The 18,990-nt window shown below is 31.4% G+C and carries 18 protein-coding genes and 1 tRNA gene; 7 read left to right on the plus strand and 12 right to left on the minus strand.

The window, feature by feature from the left end; all coding sequences use genetic code 11:
• Positions 1-109: 109 nt before the first annotated feature.
• A complete protein-coding gene (locus tag BMY86_RS12670) occupies positions 110-1,369 on the minus strand; it encodes a cysteate-C-fatty acyltransferase (protein ID WP_091470219.1) in 1,260 nt (419 codons plus the stop codon).
• Positions 1,370-1,519: 150 nt separating this feature from the next.
• On the opposite strand from BMY86_RS12670, the gene BMY86_RS12675 reads away from it, so the two are divergent.
• Positions 1,520-2,383 (plus strand): hydroxymethylglutaryl-CoA lyase, encoded by an 864-nt coding sequence (locus tag BMY86_RS12675; protein WP_091470223.1) that lies wholly within the window; start codon positions 1,520-1,522, stop codon positions 2,381-2,383.
• Here BMY86_RS12675 and BMY86_RS12680 read toward each other — a convergent pair.
• Positions 2,367-3,113, minus strand: coding sequence for a VUT family protein (locus tag BMY86_RS12680; protein WP_091470225.1), 747 nt, complete (start codon positions 3,111-3,113; stop codon positions 2,367-2,369). The genes BMY86_RS12675 and BMY86_RS12680 overlap by 17 nt on opposite strands.
• 101 nt (positions 3,114-3,214) lie before the next feature.
• Between BMY86_RS12680 and guaB the strand changes: the two genes are divergently transcribed.
• Entirely contained in the window at positions 3,215-4,687 is a 1,473-nt protein-coding gene (gene guaB / locus BMY86_RS12685) for an IMP dehydrogenase (protein WP_091470227.1), read from the plus strand.
• 62 nt (positions 4,688-4,749) lie between these two features.
• Here guaB and BMY86_RS12690 read toward each other — a convergent pair whose 3' ends face one another.
• From BMY86_RS12690 to BMY86_RS12700, 3 genes are all read right to left on the minus strand, one after another.
• Positions 4,750-5,235, minus strand: a complete 486-nt coding sequence (locus BMY86_RS12690) for a CAP domain-containing protein (RefSeq protein WP_091470229.1) — start codon at positions 5,233-5,235, stop codon at positions 4,750-4,752.
• Between the two features lie 143 nt (positions 5,236-5,378).
• Positions 5,379-6,722 (minus strand): adenylosuccinate lyase, encoded by a 1,344-nt coding sequence (purB, locus tag BMY86_RS12695; protein WP_091470231.1) that lies wholly within the window; start codon positions 6,720-6,722, stop codon positions 5,379-5,381.
• A gap of 73 nt (positions 6,723-6,795) precedes the next feature.
• Positions 6,796-7,488 carry an SIR2 family NAD-dependent protein deacylase gene (locus tag BMY86_RS12700; RefSeq protein WP_091470234.1) on the minus strand — a complete coding sequence of 231 codons (693 nt, stop codon included), beginning with the start codon at positions 7,486-7,488 and terminating at the stop codon, positions 6,796-6,798.
• Positions 7,489-7,697: 209 nt separating this feature from the next.
• On the opposite strand from BMY86_RS12700, the gene BMY86_RS12705 reads away from it, so the two are divergent.
• Positions 7,698-8,354 carry a TrmH family RNA methyltransferase gene (locus BMY86_RS12705; protein ID WP_091470238.1) on the plus strand — a complete coding sequence of 219 codons (657 nt, stop codon included), beginning with the start codon at positions 7,698-7,700 and terminating at the stop codon, positions 8,352-8,354.
• Here the strand turns inward: BMY86_RS12705 and BMY86_RS12710 are convergent.
• The 5 genes from BMY86_RS12710 to BMY86_RS12730 form a co-directional block, all read right to left on the minus strand.
• On the minus strand, positions 8,344-9,495 hold the full coding sequence (locus tag BMY86_RS12710) for a WG repeat-containing protein (RefSeq protein ID WP_091470241.1): 1,152 nt from the start codon (positions 9,493-9,495) through the stop codon (positions 8,344-8,346). The genes BMY86_RS12705 and BMY86_RS12710 overlap by 11 nt on opposite strands.
• A gap of 1 nt (position 9,496) precedes the next feature.
• Complete coding sequence (locus tag BMY86_RS12715; protein ID WP_091470247.1) at positions 9,497-10,261, minus strand: carboxypeptidase-like regulatory domain-containing protein; 765 nt, start codon at positions 10,259-10,261, stop codon at positions 9,497-9,499.
• A 126-nt stretch (positions 10,262-10,387) separates the two neighbouring features.
• A complete protein-coding gene (locus BMY86_RS12720; protein WP_091470250.1) occupies positions 10,388-12,292 on the minus strand; it encodes a DEAD/DEAH box helicase in 1,905 nt (634 codons plus the stop codon).
• Positions 12,293-12,414: 122 nt separating this feature from the next.
• On the minus strand, positions 12,415-12,993 hold the full coding sequence (locus BMY86_RS12725; protein WP_091470252.1) for a non-canonical purine NTP diphosphatase: 579 nt from the start codon (positions 12,991-12,993) through the stop codon (positions 12,415-12,417).
• Positions 12,994-13,072: 79 nt separating this feature from the next.
• Entirely contained in the window at positions 13,073-14,086 is a 1,014-nt protein-coding gene (locus BMY86_RS12730) for a quinone-dependent dihydroorotate dehydrogenase (protein WP_091470255.1), read from the minus strand.
• Positions 14,087-14,237: 151 nt separating this feature from the next.
• Between BMY86_RS12730 and ygiD the strand changes: the two genes are divergently transcribed.
• Positions 14,238-15,068, plus strand: a complete 831-nt coding sequence (gene ygiD / locus BMY86_RS12735) for a 4,5-DOPA-extradiol-dioxygenase (protein ID WP_091470316.1) — start codon at positions 14,238-14,240, stop codon at positions 15,066-15,068.
• A 27-nt stretch (positions 15,069-15,095) separates the two neighbouring features.
• On the opposite strand, the gene BMY86_RS12740 is transcribed toward ygiD, so the two are convergent.
• The gene (locus BMY86_RS12740) at positions 15,096-15,491 is read right to left on the minus strand and encodes an ExbD/TolR family protein (RefSeq protein WP_091470259.1); all 396 of its coding nucleotides are present in this window, start codon (positions 15,489-15,491) and stop codon (positions 15,096-15,098) included.
• The gene (locus BMY86_RS12745) at positions 15,481-16,191 is read right to left on the minus strand and encodes a MotA/TolQ/ExbB proton channel family protein (RefSeq protein WP_091470263.1); all 711 of its coding nucleotides are present in this window, start codon (positions 16,189-16,191) and stop codon (positions 15,481-15,483) included. Before BMY86_RS12745 ends, BMY86_RS12740 begins: the two co-directional genes overlap by 11 nt.
• A gap of 126 nt (positions 16,192-16,317) precedes the next feature.
• Between BMY86_RS12745 and BMY86_RS12750 the strand changes: the two genes are divergently transcribed.
• The 3 genes from BMY86_RS12750 to BMY86_RS12760 all read left to right on the plus strand — a co-directional run bounded on the left by BMY86_RS12750 (position 16,318) and on the right by BMY86_RS12760 (position 18,884).
• Entirely contained in the window at positions 16,318-17,532 is a 1,215-nt protein-coding gene (locus BMY86_RS12750; protein ID WP_091470266.1) for a bifunctional folylpolyglutamate synthase/dihydrofolate synthase, read from the plus strand.
• Positions 17,533-17,612: 80 nt separating this feature from the next.
• Positions 17,613-17,690, plus strand: a tRNA-Val gene (locus BMY86_RS12755).
• Between the two features lie 600 nt (positions 17,691-18,290).
• A complete protein-coding gene (locus BMY86_RS12760; protein WP_091470269.1) occupies positions 18,291-18,884 on the plus strand; it encodes an outer membrane beta-barrel protein in 594 nt (197 codons plus the stop codon).
• The last annotated feature ends 106 nt before the right edge of the window (positions 18,885-18,990 follow it).

The following is an 18,990-nucleotide window of genomic DNA, read 5'->3' on the forward strand; positions in this document are numbered from 1 at the left end:
TAAACATTTCTCTATTTACAACTTTTCTTACTATTCAAACGATTGAATTTCAGACAAATAAAAAATGCGTCTATCAAGACGCATTTTAAATTCTAACTTATTTTTTCAACTAAGAAACATTTTCAACATTAGCATCTGCTAAGGCTTTGTACGTTCCATTTGTTAATTTTTCTCTAATTGCTTCAAATGCAGATAACGTTTCATCAATATCAGCAATTGTATGTGAAGCTGTAGGAATCATTCTTAATAAAATAATACCTTTTGGAATTACTGGATACACAACAATTGACAAGAAAATATTATAATTCTCTCTTAAATCGTTAACCATAACCATTGCTTCAGGAATAGAACCTTCAAGATATACTGGAGTTACACAAGTATTTGTATCACCAATATTAAATCCTTTAGTTTTTAATCCGTTTTGTAAATAATTTACATTTTCCCAAAGTTTGTCTTTTAACTCTGGCATTGTACGTAACATCTCTAAACGTTTTAACGCACCAACAGTCATAATCATTGGTAACGATTTTGCAAACATTTGAGAACGTAAATTATATTTTAAGTAATCAATTACATCTTGATCTGCCGCTACGAAAGCACCAATACTCGCCATAGATTTAGCGAAAGTAGAGAAATACACATCAATTCCGTCTTGACAACCTTGCTCTTCTCCTGCTCCAGCACCTGTTTTACCTAATGTACCAAAACCATGAGCATCATCAACTAATAAACGGAAGTTGTATTTTTCTTTTAAAGCAACGATTTCTTTTAATTTACCTTGTTGTCCTCTCATTCCGAAAACTCCTTCAGTAATAACTAAAATACCACCACCTAATTCTTCAGCCATTTTAGTAGCACGTTGTAAGTTTTTCTCTAAACTTTCAACATCATTATGCTTATATGTAAAACGTTTACCCATGTGCAAACGAACTCCATCAATAATACATCCATGACCATCAACATCATAAACAATAACATCATTTTTAGTCACTAAAGCATCAATAATAGACACCATTCCTTGGTAACCAAAATTTAATAAATAAGCTGCTTCTTTTTGAACAAAACTAGCTAATTCATTTTGTAATTGTTCGTGTAATATAGTGTGTCCACTCATCATACGAGCACCCATTGGATATGCAGCACCATATTGCGCAGCTGCTTCAGCATCAACTTTTCTAACTTCAGGATGATTTGCTAAACCTAAATAATCGTTTATACTCCAGTTTAAAATTTCTTTTCCATGAAATTTCATTCTTGGACCTAATTCTCCTTCTAATTTAGGGAACACATAATATCCTTCAGCTTGTGAAGCCCATTTTCCTAAAGGCCCTTTATTTTGTTGTATTCTTTCAAATAAATCTTTAACCATAATACGATTCTTAAATGTGAGGCAAAAGTATAAATAAAAATGAGTTTTTAATAATTTTTTTTACAGAGTTACCTCAACTTCATTTTATTACACTTTCATCAACTACTTTTCTTGCAAAAAATAAAGTTTTACTTATCTTTGACATTCGTTATGAAAGAAATTAAAATTATAGAATGCCCACGTGATGCTATGCAAGGCATCAAAGCTTTTATTCCAACTGAAAAGAAAGTGCAATACATCCAATCTTTATTAAGAGTTGGATTTGATACTATCGATTTCGGAAGTTTTGTTTCCCCTAAAGCCATTCCTCAAATGCAGGATACGGCTGAAGTTTTAGCGCAATTAGATTTATCACAAACAAAAAGCAAATTACTGGCTATTATAGCCAATACACAAGGTGCTGAAATTGCTAGTCAACATAAAGAAATTCAATATTTAGGCTTTCCTTTTTCAATTTCTGAAAACTTTCAGATGCGAAACACACACAAAACCATTGCTGAATCTTTAATTACTTTACAAGAAATTTTAGAAATCGCTACAAAATCGAATAAAGAAGTAGTAACCTATATTTCTATGGGATTCGGAAATCCTTATGGCGATCCTTATAATGTTGAAATTGTTGGAGAATGGACTGAAAAATTAGCCAATATGGGTGTGAAAATCTTATCACTTTCAGATACGATTGGGTCTTCAACTCCAGAAATTATCGATTATTTATTTAGCAATTTAATTCCAAAATATCCAAATATCGAATTTGGCGCCCATTTACATACCACTCCTGATACTTGGTTTGAGAAAGTCGATGCAGCATACAAAGCAGGTTGTGTACGATTTGACGGCGCTATAAAAGGTTATGGCGGCTGCCCTATGGCAAAAGACGATTTAACAGGAAATATGCCAACAGAAAAATTACTTTCTTATTTTACATCTGAAAAAGCAAATACTAATTGTCACCCGATGAGTTTTGAAAGTGCTTATAATGAAGCTTTAAAAATTTTTAACGTTTATCATTAGTAAAATTAAATATCACAAAAATATCCTTTAAATCTTTCTTCTTATTTTCTTTACCAGGATTAACCATAAAATAAAAAGAAAATAATGCAGACAATATAATAGAAACCAAAACTTTACCTACTATATTTCCAGTCATCATTTCAAAATAATTAGGCTCAAAATATAAATTAAGAGAGTAAAATAGGAATGAATCTAACACCGAAATCACTACACTAGGAATCAAAAAGTGAAAAAATATCAATTTTGGAAATTTCGATTCAAAATATTTATACAAATATATTATAAGCAACATATCCATATACAGCAAGAACAAACCTGTAATAAATAGGTTAAAATCAAAATTAAACACTTCTGCTAAAAAAGTAGTATTCCTAGAAAAGTTATCAGACAAAATTTGCTCTAAAGAAATATAAGACAAGAACACGAGAATAATATTACTGAGAATAATTCCATACACCGCACTTCTTACTTTTAATACATTTTCATTTTTAAAAATCAATAAAACTGCAAATAACGTAGACGTAAAAATCAAGGTTGATCCTGGCGAAAATAGAAAAGTATCAAAATATAAATTATATACATTACCCGATAAAATTGTTTGAAAGAATTGCATCGTTCCTAAAAACACATATAGCAAACCTAATCCAAAATGCTTTTTAGATGTATACAAACCAAAAATTATCAAACCGACAATTAAAGTTTCTAAAAAAAAATATATAAATGTCTCCATTTCACAAATATAACTAATTCTTTATAAATCAATTATATCAAAAGTTGTCATTTACTTAAATTTGTCTTATATTTGCACGCAATTTAATTACAAATTGCACCATGATAGCACACAACACAAAAATAATTGGTGAAGGACTAACCTACGACGATGTTTTATTAGTTCCCAATTATTCTGAAATCCTTCCAAGAGAAGTTTCTATTCAATCAAAATTTAGCAAAAACATTACTTTAAACACGCCTATTGTTTCCGCTGCTATGGACACAGTAACAGAAAGCGCTATGGCTATTGCTATGGCCCAAGAAGGTGGAATTGGAGTACTACATAAAAACATGTCTATCAAAAAGCAAGCTGCAGAAGTACGTAAAGTAAAACGTGCAGAAAGCGGTATGATTATAGACCCAGTAACTTTACCATTAACTGCTAATGTTGGCGATGCAAAACACGCTATGCATAAATATGGTATTGGTGGAATTCCTGTTGTGGATGAAAACGAAGTTTTAAAAGGAATTGTTACCAATAGAGATTTACGTTTCGAAAAAAATAACGAAAGAGCTATTACTGAGGTAATGACTTCAGAAAATTTAATTACTGCTCCTGAAGGAACAACTCTTTTACAAGCTGAAGAAATTTTACAAGGCAATAAAATTGAAAAATTACCAGTAATTAATACCGAAAACAAATTAATTGGCTTGATTACTTTTAGAGATATCACTAAATTAACTCAAAAACCAAACGCTAATAAAGATAAATTCGGACGTTTACGTGTTGCAGCTGCCTTAGGTGTAACTGGTGACGTTTTAGAACGTGCAGAAGCTTTAGTTAACGCTGGAGTTGACGCTGTAATTATCGATACGGCTCACGGACATACAAAAGGTGTTGTAGATGTATTAAAACAAGTTAAGACTAAATTTCCAGATATTGATGTAGTTGTAGGAAACATTGCAACTCCAGAAGCGGCAAAATATTTAGTTGAAAACGGTGCCGATGCTGTAAAAGTTGGAATTGGCCCAGGATCTATTTGTACCACTCGTGTAGTTGCAGGTGTTGGTTTCCCTCAATTTTCAGCCGTTTTAGAAGTTGCTGCCGCTTTACAAGGAACTGGAATTCCTGTAATTGCTGATGGTGGTGTTCGTTATACTGGAGATATTCCTAAAGCATTAGCAGCTGGTGCCTCTAGTGTAATGTTAGGATCAATGTTAGCAGGAACTAAAGAATCGCCAGGTGAAACTATTATTTTTGAAGGAAGAAAATTCAAATCATATAGAGGAATGGGTTCTGTAGAAGCTATGAAAGAAGGTTCTAAAGACAGATATTTCCAAGATGTTGAAGACGATGTAAAAAAATTAGTTCCAGAAGGTATTGTTGGTCGAGTTCCTTACAAAGGTGAATTAAATGAAAGCATGCAACAATTCATTGGTGGTTTAAGAGCCGGAATGGGTTATTGTGGTGCTAAAAACATTGAAACCTTACAAGCGACTAGCCGATTTGTACGTTTAACATCAAGTGGAATTAGTGAAAGTCACCCACATAATGTAACCATTACGAAAGAAGCTCCGAATTACTCGAGATAGTATTCAGTGCTCAGTTTTGAGTAGTCAGTATAAAAAAATCCATTCCTTTCGGAATGGATTTTTTATTTTTTACCAAATACTTGAACCACATAGATTTTGGTTTTCGACTTATTTAAAGCGAAACCAAAACCGGTATAATTATACTCGCTATTTTTTATATTTTTCAAATGACTTGGTGAATTTTCCCAAAGTGATTTCATCTTTTCTGTTAATACAGCATAATCAATTGGATTTTTTGGAACCGAAGTAAATAATAAATTTTCAGCCACTAATACGTATTTATTACTTCCAAAAACTTTAACTCTATCAACCAATTCTTTTGTTCTAGAATTCTCTTTCTGAACGTGATCTAACACTTCTTTATTCGCAATATATTTCGCTTGATTTTCGGCAGCTTGATCCAAATTTTTATCGCGTATTAACACTGCACATTTATTCTCTATTCGAATAGCATTAATCTTATCAAATAAATTCGAATCTAATTTTGTTACTTCAACTTCTTGTTGAAAACCTAACAAAAACAACACTATAATCGCTACACTTTTCATTCTTCTTCTTTTTATTAAAACGTAATAAAAGGATATTTATTTTAATAGAAAATCATAAAAAAGTCATAAAAAAAACCCACTAAAATAATAGCGGGTTTTAAACTGTAAATTAGATGCTGAAATAAATTCAGCATGACAAAGTGCTATATTCCTAAATAATTACTTGGTGTAATCACTTTCAATTCTGCTTTAATTTCATCAGAAACATTCAACGTTTCAATAAATGCATGAATTGATTCTTTATTGATAACTGTGTTTGTTCTTGTTAAATCTTTTAACGCTTCATACGGATTTGGATATCCTTCTCTACGTAAAATAGTTTGAATTGCTTCAGCAACAACCGCCCAATTTTTCTCTAAATCTTCTTCAAACTTTACTTGGTTTAATAATAATTTATTCAACCCTTTTAAAGTCGCTTCAAAAGCAATAATTGTATGTCCGATTGGCACACCAATATTTCGTAAAACTGTACTATCTGTTAAGTCACGTTGTAAACGAGAAATTGGTAATTTAGCCGATAAATGTTCGAAAATAGCATTCGCAATTCCTAAATTTCCTTCCGAATTTTCAAAATCAATCGGGTTTACTTTATGTGGCATTGCTGAAGAACCAATTTCACCTGCTTTGATTTTTTGTTTGAAATAATCCATCGAAACGTATGTCCAAATATCTCTATCTAAATCAATTAAAATCGTATTGATACGTTTCAATGCATCGAAAAAGGCTGCAAAATGATCGTAATGCTCAATTTGAGTAGTTGGAAACGAATGACGTAAACCTAAAGTTTCTTCTACGAATTGTGTTCCGAACGCTTTCCAATCGCTATTTGGATAGGCTACCTTATGCGCATTATAATTTCCTGTTGCTCCACCAAATTTTGCTGCAAAAGGCACGTTGAATAACAAACGCATTTGCTCTTCAATACGCTCCACGAAAACTAAAATTTCTTTTCCTAAACGCGTTGGCGAAGCCGGCTGACCGTGAGTTCTTGCTAATAAAGGAACATCAGCCCACTCGATTGACAATTCTTTTAATTTCTGAACAATAGAAACTAAACTTGGTAAATACACATTTTCAAACGCTTCTTTCGTTGAAAGTGGAATTGCAGTATTATTAATATCTTGAGAAGTTAATCCGAAGTGGATAAACTCTTTAAATTCTTGTAATCCGAATTCGTCAAATTTCTTTTTGATAAAATATTCAACGGCTTTTACATCGTGATTAGTAGTTTTCTCTGTTTCCTTAATCCAAAGTGCATCTTCAGTAGAAAAATTCTCGTAAATCTCTCTTAATTTCCCAAACAGGTTTTTATCTACACCTTGTAATTGAGGAACATTGAATTCGCACATAGCGATAAAATATTCTACCTCAACTAAAACTCTATATTTAATTAAAGCTTCTTCAGAAAAATAAGCGGATAACGATTTTGTTTTACTTCTGTAACGTCCGTCAATTGGCGATACTGCATTTAATTCGGTAAGTTGCATATTGTTGTGTTGTTTTTTAAAGGTGCAAATTTAGTGATTAGTGATTAGTTATCAGTAATAAGTTTGGAGTTTTTTAAACTTTTTTAACTAATTTTTCTTTCAAAATTTTCATTCCTTCGCTCGCACTCAATGGTAAAACTTCTAACGGATTGGCTAAATCGTAAATGATTGCCGGTTTCGGATCGACATAATAAACCGGAACATGAGATTTTGCATAATGCATCAAACCTGCAGCAGGATAAACTTGCAACGATGTTCCAATTATAATTACAACATCCGCCGTTTCCATATGAGGAATCGCATCATCAATCGCCGGAACTTGTTCTCCAAACCAAACGATGTCTGGACGCAATTGTTCTCCTTTTTCATTTACATCACCAATATAAATATCCGTTTCCCAAAAAATACTTTCGTTTTCTGAATATTCACCACGCACTTTTACCAATTCTCCATGTAAATGCAAAATATTGGAACTTCCAGCACGTTCGTGTAAATTATCTACATTTTGAGTAATAATTTGAATATTAAAATTCTGTTCTAATTCAGCTAAAATCAGATGCCCATCATTAGGTTTTACTTCCTTTAGCTGTGCTCTGCGTTTATTATAAAAATCTAAAACCAATTTTGGATTATTCTTCCAACCTTCTGGTGATGCGACTTCCATAATATCGTGATTTTCCCAAAGTCCGTTTGAATCTCTAAATGTTGAAATTCCACTTTCGGCGCTCATTCCTGCTCCTGTTAAAACTACTATTTTTTTCATCATAATATGTTCATTTCCTTATTTGTCTCCCTGTCTCGTTTATTTTTGGAACGTGATCAGTTTTTGAAGCTAATTCCTGCTTTTCGCTGTATCTTTTTATTTTGAGCTAACAAATTGCTTCGACAAGCTCAGAATCACAATTCAAAATAAAATAAAAAGGATGCCGCTACAATCAGGGCTAATTTTCATTACTTTGCAGTAAATTTAATGAAATGTCGAAAAACAAACTTGCCTTATTAGAATATTTAGAAGGATTTATTTCTGAAAACAGGAAAAAACGATTTATGGATGTTCTAAAAAACAGAACCAATCATTTTACCATAGCGATTGAAGATGTGTATCAATTGCACAACACCAGTGCAGTAATGAGAAGTTGCGAAGTTTTCGGTATTCAAAATTTACATGTAATTGAACAGCGTTACGGCAAAGAAATAGACAAAAAAATTGCCATGGGCGCTGAAAAATGGGTAGATATTACCACTTACGATACTAGAAAAGCTTGCGTAAAAAAACTAAAAGAAGCTGGGTATCAAATTATAGCTACTACTCCACATAACGAATCTTGTATGTTGGATAAATTTGACATTACTAAAAAATCGGCCATATTTTTTGGAACAGAAATTGACGGATTATCAGACGAAGTGATGCAACAAGCAGATGGTTTCATTAAAATTCCAATGGTTGGATTTACTGAAAGTTTAAATGTTTCCGTTTCCGCAGCTTTAGTTATACAGGATATTACCAACAGATTGCGTCAATCGGAAATAAATTGGCAGTTGACTGAAGATGAAATTTTAGAAAAGCGTATTGATTGGGCTAGAAAATCAATTAAGAATTTAGAATCTGTAGAAAGCAGGTTTAATTCTTAAAATACTCTACACCATTTTCACCAACATATCCTATACCGTTTATCGTTTTAACTAAGAAAATATTAAAACTCCAACTATTATTAATTTGTATCGATTCTTTATCTAAAACATCTAAATATTTAGCAGCAATGGTTGGATAAATAGTATTAAAAACCTTTATTCCTACTTTTTTATTTTGAAAAAGCAATGTTAAATATAGGTCTCCATTTTTTTCAATTTTATCATATTCAAAAGGTAAAACAATTTCATTATTTTCATTTAGCATTCCGTATTTACCCTCTTTTAATACTTTAAAAACTTTCTTTTCTTTATGGGTATCTAGAAAACTAATTTCATCATATTTAGGTTCAATTAATATCTTTTCAGTTTTTAAATCAAAAACACCTAGCTTATTGTTCTTAGTTACATAAACCACATTTTGATTGGCATCATAATCTACATCATCATACAATTTCAATAATTCATTTTTATTTTTAAAATCCTCTCCACTAGAATCGTATTCTTTCATTACTAGCATTGGAAGTGCATCACCATCAAGAGGTTTCTGAATAATTTTGGTGTCATAGTATTTTTTTTCTCCTGTTGAATTAGATGCCAACCAAACATATTTTGGATTCTTTTCATCTATTTCCTTCCAAGAGGCATAAACATCATCATATTGTATAGGAATAATTAATTCGTTTTTAGAATTTATTAAACCACATTTTAATCCAACATACACTCTGAAACTATTATTTCCTGCTGTTTCAACAAGATCATATTTACAAGGAATAATTTCTTTTAAATTAGAATAAAATCCCATTTTACCTTTTTTAAAAACTTGAATAAATTCAGTATCATATTTATTCAATTTTATAGAATCGTAAGAATGATTTAATGGCAAAAGCATTTGATTTTTCTCATCAACAACAAATCGCTTATTGTTCTTAGACAACAAAAAAGTTGCTTTTCTATGATTAAATAAATCGAACTTAATATCTTCTACTTTATCAAAATAAGGTTTTACTACAACTTTCCCAAGCGTATCACAAAAACCCCATAATTTACCATCACGATACGGAATCAAAGGGTAATTTGTAGTTTGAGAAAATGAAATTGAAGTAATAAGTATAATAAAAGGTAAAAAGAATATTTTTTTCATATTATTTCTTTTTCAAAACTTTATAATCATTATAAGAAATTGCCAAAGCATCTAATACTTGCAAATCGCTTGCTGTAGCAATAAATACTTTAGAATAATTACATTTTTCTAACACTCTTTCGATTTCCAATTTATTCATTTGAAGTAATAACATTAACGATTCTCTATCTGAAGTATTACTTAGAACTTCTTTAAAATTAGCATCGTTTTTCAAATCAAGAATTTTTTTCAATTCTTTTTCTTTTGCATTGAATAAATTATAAACTAAATCGACAGGATTGGTAAGTGATTTTAAAAGATTTTCTGTAGCATTTTTGGCTTTCATTCCCGGTTCATACCCTAAATTTACACCTTGAATATTATATCGGTAATTTTCATTTTCTGGAAGTAATTTCGTGTCTATTTCTAAGTAACCTGTTAGTGGATAACGCAGAACCAAAACCGTTTCGATTTCCTTAATTTTCTCACTTAATACAATGGTTTTATTTCCTGTTAGCCATTTTGAACTAACCTCAACCTCTGCATAATTATATCCAATATGCGAAAATAATAATTTATCATTCGCTTTAGCTTCTATAACAAATTGACCGTTTTCTGATGCTAAAACTGAAGTGGAAGTATTTTTGTTTACTACTGTTACACGAGCAATTGGTTCATTAGTTTTAATGTCAACAATTTTACCTGTAACTTTAATATTCAACGTATCTGTTTGAGCAAATCCCAAAACAGATAATAAAAGAATAAATATGTGTAGTACCTTTTTCATTTCAAATATTTGAACAAAAATAAGATTAAATTTTAAATAGTTTAAATTGTTAACATAAGATTATAAAACAAAAATCCCGAAACGAATTGATTTCGAATCGGGATTTGTATAAATATTGACTACAAATTAGTCTTTACTTCTTCTTGGTGTTCTTTTAGCGCTTTCAAAACTTGAACCTGAACTTCTTCTTTCTGAAGTACGTCCTTCGCCTCTTCTTCCGCTATCACGAGAATCAGATCTTCTTTCACCATCACGTTTTGGTCTATCACTTCTGAATCCTCCTTCTCTGCTTCCGCCTTCACGTCTGAATCCACCTTCTCTATTTCCACCATCACGTCTGAAACTTCCATCACGACTTCCACCTTCTCTTTTTCCAGAGAAACCACCATCGCGTTTTCTGTCTCTACCGTTATGATCTCTTCTTCCAGAATTTTTAGCACCGTCGTTTTTAGAAATTTCAACGTTGATTCTTCTTCCATTATGCTCTAATCCGTTAAGAACTGTCATAACTTTATCTGCTAATTCTGCATCTGTATTAAAGAAAGAGAAACCTTCTTTTACATCTACTTTGAAAACATCATCACGACCAACTTCTAACGTATCTCTTAAGAAATCTTTTAACTCCATCCATTCGAAACCGTCACGCGCACCTAAGTTTACAAAGTATCTTACTGCACCTGAAGTAGGAACTTCCCCAGCTTTTCCAGGAATTTGAGTTAAATCTTTCGATTTTTTATAATAGTTTAAGAAACGGTTAAATTCAACAGAAACTACTTTTTTGATTAATTCTTCTTTATCTAAATCACCTAAAATATCAAAAATTGCAGGTAAATAATTATCGATAGCGTGATCTGTTTCCGTATCTTTAATTTTATTCGCTAAGTGTAATAACTGAATTTCGCAGATTTCCATTCCAGAAGGAATTGTTTTTTCTTCGAATTTCGTTTTGATGATTCTTTCGATTGCATGAATTTTTCTAACTTCACTTTTCGTAATAATTACAAATGAAGTACCTGATTTACCTGCACGACCTGTACGACCTGAACGGTGCGTATACGTTTCGATTTCATCTGGTAATTGATAATTAATTACGTGCGTAACATTATCAACATCAATTCCACGAGCAGCAACGTCAGTAGCTACTAACATCTGAATTTGTCTTCCACGGAAAGCTTTCATTACACCATCACGTTGTGCTTGAGATAAATCTCCGTGTAATGCAGCTGCATTGTATCCATCTTCAATTAATTTTTCTGCTACTGCTTGAGTATCTCTTTTAGTTCTACAGAAAACTACTGAGAAAATGTCTGGATTAGCATCTGCCAATCTTTTTAAAGCCTCGTATCTATCACGCGCATTAACTAAATAATACTCATGAGAAATATTTGCTGAACTTGAATTTTTATGACCAACCGTAATTTCTTGCGGATCTCTCATAAATTCTTTTGCTATTCTAGCTACCTCTTGTGGCATTGTTGCCGAGAATAACCATGTGTTTTTGTCACGTGGTGTTTCAGATAAGATACTTGTAATATCTTCATAGAACCCCATGTTTAACATTTCGTCTGCCTCATCAAGAACACAGATGCTGATGTTTTTAATATTCACCATGCCTCTGTTAATCATATCTTGCATTCTACCCGGTGTAGCAACAATTACTTGTGCTCCTCGCTTAATATCACGCGCTTGATCATTAATACTCGCGCCACCATATACCGCAACCGTGTATAAACCGTCGATGTATTTTGAGTATAATTTAATCTCGTTTGTAATTTGCAAACACAATTCTCTAGTTGGAGAAAGTATTAAAACTTGCGTTTGCTTGTTGAATGGATCAATCTTTTGGATTAGCGGAAAGCCGAAAGCGGCTGTTTTTCCTGTTCCTGTTTGGGCAAGAGCGACGATATCTGTGTCATCTTGCAATAATAGTGGAATAGCTTTCTCCTGTACTTCTGACGGGGTTTCGAATCCTAAATCACCTATTGCTTTTAACAACGACTCGTTTAACCCTAATTGCTCAAATTTATTCATTATATATTTTTAAATTGGGTGCAAAGGTAGAACTAATAATCGGATAAAACTAATTTGTTTTTAATTGATTTTCAGAAAGTTACGTTTTATTAGCCGGAAGTTGGAAGCTAGAAGCTGGAAGTTTAATCTAAATTAGATAAGAAATTTATCAATTTTTGGACTGCAATTCCTCTATGACTGATAACCGATTTTTCTTCCATACTCATCTCAGCAAATGTAGTTGAAAATCCTTCTGGTTGAAATATCGGATCGTACCCAAAACCTTGACTACCACTCTTTTTAGTAGTCATTTCTCCTTTTACAATGCCTTCAAACAAATGTTGTTCGTTATTAATATTTAAAGCTATAATGGTTTTAAATTGTGCTTTTCTATTGGTTTTAGAGGCTAATTTCTGTAAAACCAAATTCATATTATCATCGGCATTTTTTTGCTCTCCTGCATAACGAGCCGAATATACACCAGGTTCGTTATTTAAGGCTTCAATTTCTAAACCTGTATCATCCGCAAAACAAGGCAAGCCATAATTTTCGGTAACATAATTGGCTTTCAAAATGGCATTTCCTTCAATAGTTTCTGCTGTTTCCGGAATATCCACCAAACAACCAATATCTTCTAAAGAAACAATTTGAAATTGTGAACCGACTTGCTGTTGAATTTCAGCAATTTTATTTTTATTGTTGGATGCGAAGACTAGTTTCATGTTTTTAATTTTAATGAGTCAATTTTCAATGTGCCGATTGTTTATAATTGTCCTATTGACTAATTGTCGAATTGACACATTAAACTAACAACTTCTTATTAATATCCTTAATCAATTGCGGACCTTCATAAATAAAACCCGTATACAATTGCACTAAACTCGCCCCAGCATTTAATTTTTCAATCGCATCTTCAGCTGAATGAATTCCGCCCACTCCAATAATCGGGAACGATTTATTACTTTTTTCTGATAAAAATCGAATCACTTCAGTCGAACGCTTCGTTAATGGTTTTCCAGACAATCCACCTACCTCAACTTTATTTTCAGAAGTTAATCCGTCACGAGAAATGGTTGTATTCGTTGCAATAACTCCTGCAATTTTAGTATCATTTACAATTCCAATAATATCTAACAATTGATCATCCGTTAAATCGGGTGCAATTTTCAATAAAATTGGCTTTTGCTTTTGTTTAGTTGCATTTAAATCTTGTAAGGTTTGCAATAATTTTGTTAACGGTTCTCTGTCTTGTAATTCACGTAAACCTGGTGTATTAGGCGAACTTACATTCACCACAAAATAATCTACATAATCATACAAAGCATTAAAACAGATTACATAATCGTTAGTAGCTTCTTCATTTGGCGTGACTTTATTTTTACCAATATTTCCACCAATTAATACACCTTTGTTTTGTTTTAATCTTAAAATTGCCGCTTCTACTCCACCATTATTGAAACCCATTCGGTTGATAATAGCCGAATCCGATTTTAATCGAAACAATCTTTTCTTAGGATTTCCGTCTTGAGGTTTTGGAGTAAGTGTTCCGATTTCAATAAATCCGAATCCGAAATCTGACAATTCATTGAATAGTTTTGCGTCTTTATCAAATCCTGCAGCTAAACCAACAGGGTTTTTAAATTTTAATCCGAAAACTTCACGCTCTAAACGTTTATCTTCAACTACATAAATTGCTTTGATAATTGTAGTTACAAATGGAATTTTAGAAATAAATTTCACCAATGAAAAGGTAAAATAATGTACTTTTTCTGGATCAAAACAGAATAAAATTGGACGTAATAATAATTTATACATAGTGTAAGTTGAGTTGTTGCGCAAAAATAGGAAAATTTTAACAAACAACTTTAATTTATTTTTATACATTTGTATATACAAATATCAATCTTAAATTATGAATCGAAAACGATTTTTAGGACTTTTGAGTTTGACTCCAATATTATTTGCTATGCGAAATTTAAACGAATTATATAATTATAAAGACGCTTTACCGAATACAGCAAAAATGCCTGTGCTTTTTTTAGGTCACGGTAGTCCGATGAATGCCATTGAAGAAAATGAATTTGTAACTGGCTTTAGAACTATCGCCAAAACTATACCTACTCCAACAGCAATTTTATGTATTTCTGCCCATTGGTTTACCAAAGGAACGAAAGTCACCGCTATGGAAATGCCACAAACGATTCATGATTTTGGTGGTTTCCCAAAAGAATTGTTTGAAGTACAATATCCAGCGAAAGGTTCACCAGAATTGGCTCAACTTACTAAAGAGTTAATTCTTCCTACAGAAGTTGAATTGAACCACGATTGGGGATTAGATCATGGCGCTTGGAGTGTGATTAAACATTTGTATCCAGAGGCGAATATTCCTGTAATTCAAATGAGTATTGATTATAGTTTAACAGGAGAAAAGCATTTTGAAATCGCACAAAAATTACAAGAATTAAGAAATAAAGGCATATTAATCATTGGAAGCGGAAACATCATTCACAATTTAAGATTAATCGATTGGGCAAATTTCAACAAAGACAATCATGGCTACGATTGGGCAAAAGAAGCACATGCCGATTTTAATAAATACATGTTAGATGGCGATTTTAAATCGTTAATCAATTATCAAAATCATAGTGAAGCTTGGAAATTAGCCATTCCAACACCAGATCATTATTTACCTTTATTATATACGTTAGGATTGAAAAACAACAATGAAGAATTGCAATTGTTTAACGACAAATTTGTGGCAGGTTCGTTAAGTATGACTTCAGTGAAGATTGGATAATAAAAAAGAGTGCATAAGCACTCTTTTTTATTTAGGATTCGTTGCAATCACAAACTTTAAATTATTCTTGACTCCTATTTGAAGTACATCGACTAAATCTTGTACTTGCAAATTAAACGGAATACGAACAACAACTGTTTGTTCTTTATCGTTACCTACTTTTGCTAATAATTCTTTTTCTAAATCATCATAATTAACAGGTTGCTTATCGATAAAGAATTCTTTATTTTCATTTACAGATATACTGATAAATTGTTTATTTGTTTTTTCATTAGTTTTCGATTTTGGCAATGTCATTTTAATAACATTCGGATTAGCCAAGGTTGAAATGATAAGAAAAAACAACAGCAAGAAGAACATGATATCACTCATAGAGGAAGCATGTACTTCTGCATGAAATCGTCTATTTCTTTTAATTGCCATTTGGTCTCTGAATTATGTTTACAAATTCCAATACTTGTTTTTGAACATTTAACATAAAATGATCAATTTTTCCATTTAATAAATGATATCCTGCATACGCGAACAATCCAACAATAAGTCCTGCTCCAGAAGAAATCATTTTTTCATATAAACCTCCAGAAATATTACCAATACTGATATCTTCAGTAATCGAAATACTATAGAAAATTTTAATTACACCACCAATCGTACCAACGAAACCTAAAGTTGGAGCCATACCGGCAATTAAACCTAAATGTCCCATTTTTCGTTCCATTTCACCTAATTCGATTTGAGCCATTCGCTCCATATTCGATTCAATTTCAGCAATAGGGCGACCAATTGTTAAAATTCCTTCCTTAACTACTCTAGCTGTTGCATTATCAAGTCTTTCTGATGCACCAATTGCTAAATTAATATTCCCATTATTTAAATGAGTACGAACTTCTTTTAATAAAAAAGTATCATTTTTAGTCGCTTTTGCGATATACATATATCTTTCAAAAATTAGATAAATGGTATAAAACAATAATATTGCAATTGGTATTAAAAATATACCACCTTTAAAAATAAATTCTAAAACTGAAATTTCAGTATCAACTGGCGCAGTTGTAGTTGCTGTTGTGTCTGTTACTGCTTTTGCAACTGTATCAACTGTAGCTTGTAAAAAAAATCCAATCATATGTAATAGTATTCGTAATTAATTTTTGAAATTTGCACTAAAGATACATTTTTCTATAAAGTATAAAACTAAAAAAAATCTAAATTATTTTGTGCTGATGCAAAATAAATGAAAATAAATATAAAAATGACATATAAAGAAACAATAAATTGGTTATTCAATCAGCTTCCTATGTTCCAAAACGTAGGTGCTAGCGCGTATAAAAAAGATTTAACCAATACGTTATTATTAGTCAACCATTTAGAAAATCCACAACATAATTTCAAAAGTATCCATGTTGCTGGCACCAATGGAAAAGGTTCTACAAGCAGTATGATTGCTTCCGTATTAATGGAAGCAGGATATAAAGTTGGATTATACACTTCTCCCCATTTAAAAGATTTTAGAGAACGCATTACTATAAATGGAAAACAGATTTCTAGAGAATATGTCAAGAAATTTGTATCCAACAACAAAACTTTTTTTGAAAGCACTCAATTAAGCTTTTTCGAAATGACTGTTGGTTTGGCTTTTCAATATTTTTCAGACAAAAAAGTAGATATTGCAATTATTGAGGTTGGCATGGGCGGACGATTGGATTCTACCAATGTTATTTCACCTTTACTCTCTATTATAACTAATATTGGAAAAGACCACACTCAGTTTCTAGGCGATACTTTAGAAAAAATTGCTTTTGAAAAAGCCGGTATTATCAAACCAAATATTCCAGTAGTTATTGGTGAATATACATCCGAAACAAAACCAGTGTTTTTAGAAATTGCACAAAAGAATAATTCAGAAATTCATTTTGCTCAAGACAAAAAGCATCCTGATTACCCTTGCGGACTTCTAGGTGATTACCAAATAAAAAATAAAAAAACAGTAATTGAAGCTTTTCGAAATTTAAAATCTGATTTGATAGTTACAGAAGAAAATATAAAAAACGGTATTTTAAATGTAGTTAGCAATACCAATTTGCAAGGTCGCTGGCAAATACTAAATGAAAAACCAAAAGTAATTTGTGATACGGCTCACAATGCACATGGACTAGAAATTGTAATGAATCAATTAAAAAAGGAAAAATTTAATCAATTACACATCGTTTTAGGGGTTGTAAACGATAAAGATTTAGATTCTGTACTGCCATTATTCCCGAAAAACGCAAAATATTATTTTTGTAAACCAAAAATTCAAAGAGGTTTAGATGCTAAAATTTTAAAAGCAAATGCAAGCGAATTCGAACTAAAAGGAAACATATTTAAATCAGTTTCAATAGCTTACAAATCTGCTTTGAAAAATTGCACTGAAAAAGACCTTATATATATAGGTGGAAGCACTTTTGTTGTTGCAGAAATAATTTAATTTTTTTTGATTTTTTATTTGCAGATATAAAAAACAACTGTATATTTGCACTCGCAATACAGAAGTAGAGCACTTTATTGGGGCAATTAGCTCAGTTGGTTCAGAGCACCTCGTTTACACCGAGGGGGTCAGGGGTTCGAATCCCTTATTGCCCACCACTTTTAACTCCTTAAGAAATTAAGGAGTTTTTTTATGCCAAAATTTAATTTATAGACCTTTTATTGTTTACATACTTTATAGTCTTATTAAAGACAAACACTAGAATAGATACAGTCTAAAATAAAAGACAGAATTAATAAACAAAAACACTATAATTAAAAAAGTAAAATATAATTATCTTTTTACAGTAAAACTATTTGAAGTTTAAGCTTAGCCTTATCAAGCTAATTTCAAACTTTACACATTATTCAAAGTAATAAAAACACTTTTATAATAATGTGAAAAACTTCAAAATTTCATTTCAAAATTCACTTGCATACAATATATAAATTTTGTAGCATTGTATCACTATATCAAAAATCCGCTCATCCATTATAAACAGAAGTACAAAAGGAGTTTTCAACAAATTGTTAATAACTACAACCTACAAAAGTGTTAAAAAATTAAAAAGCCAGCATTTTCAATATATACGTAACTTTTTGAAAATCAAATTATTCGGAAATTTTTGTTGAAAATTTTGTTAATAACCAATTATTTTTCTTGATTATTTAAAAAAAAACAACATATATTTGTCCCATAACTTTAAAATAAAAACAATTATGAAAAAAGTATTATTATCTGCTATAGCAGTATTTTCATTGACTTTTGCTAATGCACAAGAAGAAGAAAAAGGAACTGGAATGGGATTTGGAAAAGGTGACTTATTCATGTCTGGAGCTCTTTCAATTGGATCTCAAAAAACTGGTGATGTAAAAGCTAATGGTTTTGAAATCGAGCCTAAAATTGGTTACTTTGTTTCTGAGAACATCGCAATTGGTGGTAAAATTGGATATGCATCTATGAAAGCTGAAAATGCTGGTGTAGACACAAATGACATGTCAGCTTTATCTTTAGGAGCTTTTGGAAGATACTATTTCACTCCAGCTTCTCAATTTTCTTTATTTGGAGAATTAGGTGTTGACTATTCTACAATTGATGACAACTTAGCTGATGTTCAACAAAAAGAATTAGGTTTAGGTTTAGGTTTAGGTTTAAACTATTTCGTGTCTGACAACTGGTCTATCGAAGCTACTTGGGCTGGATTAGGTTATACATCTAATGACAACGGTGGAAACGGTGCAGAAAAAACTAATTCTTTTGGATTAGGTGGTGACTTAAGAGCTATCTCTTTTGGTGTTAACTACAAATTCTAATTAGTAGATACTTATAAAAACAAAACCCCGCAATGCGGGGTTTTTTTATAAGATTTTTTTTATAAATTATAAATTTTCTGTAAATATTTTCTTATTTTTGTAGGAT

The sequence above is a fragment of the Flavobacterium urocaniciphilum genome, assembly GCF_900110615.1.
Classification (GTDB): Bacteria; Bacteroidota; Bacteroidia; order Flavobacteriales; family Flavobacteriaceae; genus Flavobacterium; species Flavobacterium urocaniciphilum.

Bases quoted from the DNA above. Each gene is read 5' to 3' on its own strand.
- BMY86_RS12760 (WP_091470269.1), top strand. From the start codon at position 18,291: ATGAAAAAAGTATTATTATCTGCTATAGCAGTATTTTCATTGACTTTT.
- BMY86_RS12675 (WP_091470223.1), top strand. From the start codon at position 1,520: ATGAAAGAAATTAAAATTATAGAATGCCCACGTGATGCTATGCAAGGC.
- BMY86_RS12680 (WP_091470225.1), bottom strand. From the start codon at position 3,113: ATGGAGACATTTATATATTTTTTTTTAGAAACTTTAATTGTCGGTTTG.
- BMY86_RS12745 (WP_091470263.1), bottom strand. From the start codon at position 16,191: ATGATTGGATTTTTTTTACAAGCTACAGTTGATACAGTTGCAAAAGCA.
- guaB (WP_091470227.1), top strand. From the start codon at position 3,215: ATGATAGCACACAACACAAAAATAATTGGTGAAGGACTAACCTACGAC.
- ygiD (WP_091470316.1), top strand. From the start codon at position 14,238: ATGCGAAATTTAAACGAATTATATAATTATAAAGACGCTTTACCGAAT.
- BMY86_RS12750 (WP_091470266.1), top strand. From the start codon at position 16,318: ATGACATATAAAGAAACAATAAATTGGTTATTCAATCAGCTTCCTATG.
- BMY86_RS12730 (WP_091470255.1), bottom strand. From the start codon at position 14,086: ATGTATAAATTATTATTACGTCCAATTTTATTCTGTTTTGATCCAGAA.
- BMY86_RS12710 (WP_091470241.1), bottom strand. From the start codon at position 9,495: ATGAAAAAAATATTCTTTTTACCTTTTATTATACTTATTACTTCAATT.
- BMY86_RS12700 (WP_091470234.1), bottom strand. From the start codon at position 7,488: ATGATGAAAAAAATAGTAGTTTTAACAGGAGCAGGAATGAGCGCCGAA.
- BMY86_RS12705 (WP_091470238.1), top strand. From the start codon at position 7,698: ATGTCGAAAAACAAACTTGCCTTATTAGAATATTTAGAAGGATTTATT.
- BMY86_RS12725 (WP_091470252.1), bottom strand. From the start codon at position 12,993: ATGAAACTAGTCTTCGCATCCAACAATAAAAATAAAATTGCTGAAATT.
- BMY86_RS12690 (WP_091470229.1), bottom strand. From the start codon at position 5,235: ATGAAAAGTGTAGCGATTATAGTGTTGTTTTTGTTAGGTTTTCAACAA.
- BMY86_RS12670 (WP_091470219.1), bottom strand. From the start codon at position 1,369: ATGGTTAAAGATTTATTTGAAAGAATACAACAAAATAAAGGGCCTTTA.
- BMY86_RS12720 (WP_091470250.1), bottom strand. From the start codon at position 12,292: ATGAATAAATTTGAGCAATTAGGGTTAAACGAGTCGTTGTTAAAAGCA.
- BMY86_RS12740 (WP_091470259.1), bottom strand. From the start codon at position 15,491: ATGGCAATTAAAAGAAATAGACGATTTCATGCAGAAGTACATGCTTCC.
- BMY86_RS12715 (WP_091470247.1), bottom strand. From the start codon at position 10,261: ATGAAAAAGGTACTACACATATTTATTCTTTTATTATCTGTTTTGGGA.
- purB (WP_091470231.1), bottom strand. From the start codon at position 6,722: ATGCAACTTACCGAATTAAATGCAGTATCGCCAATTGACGGACGTTAC.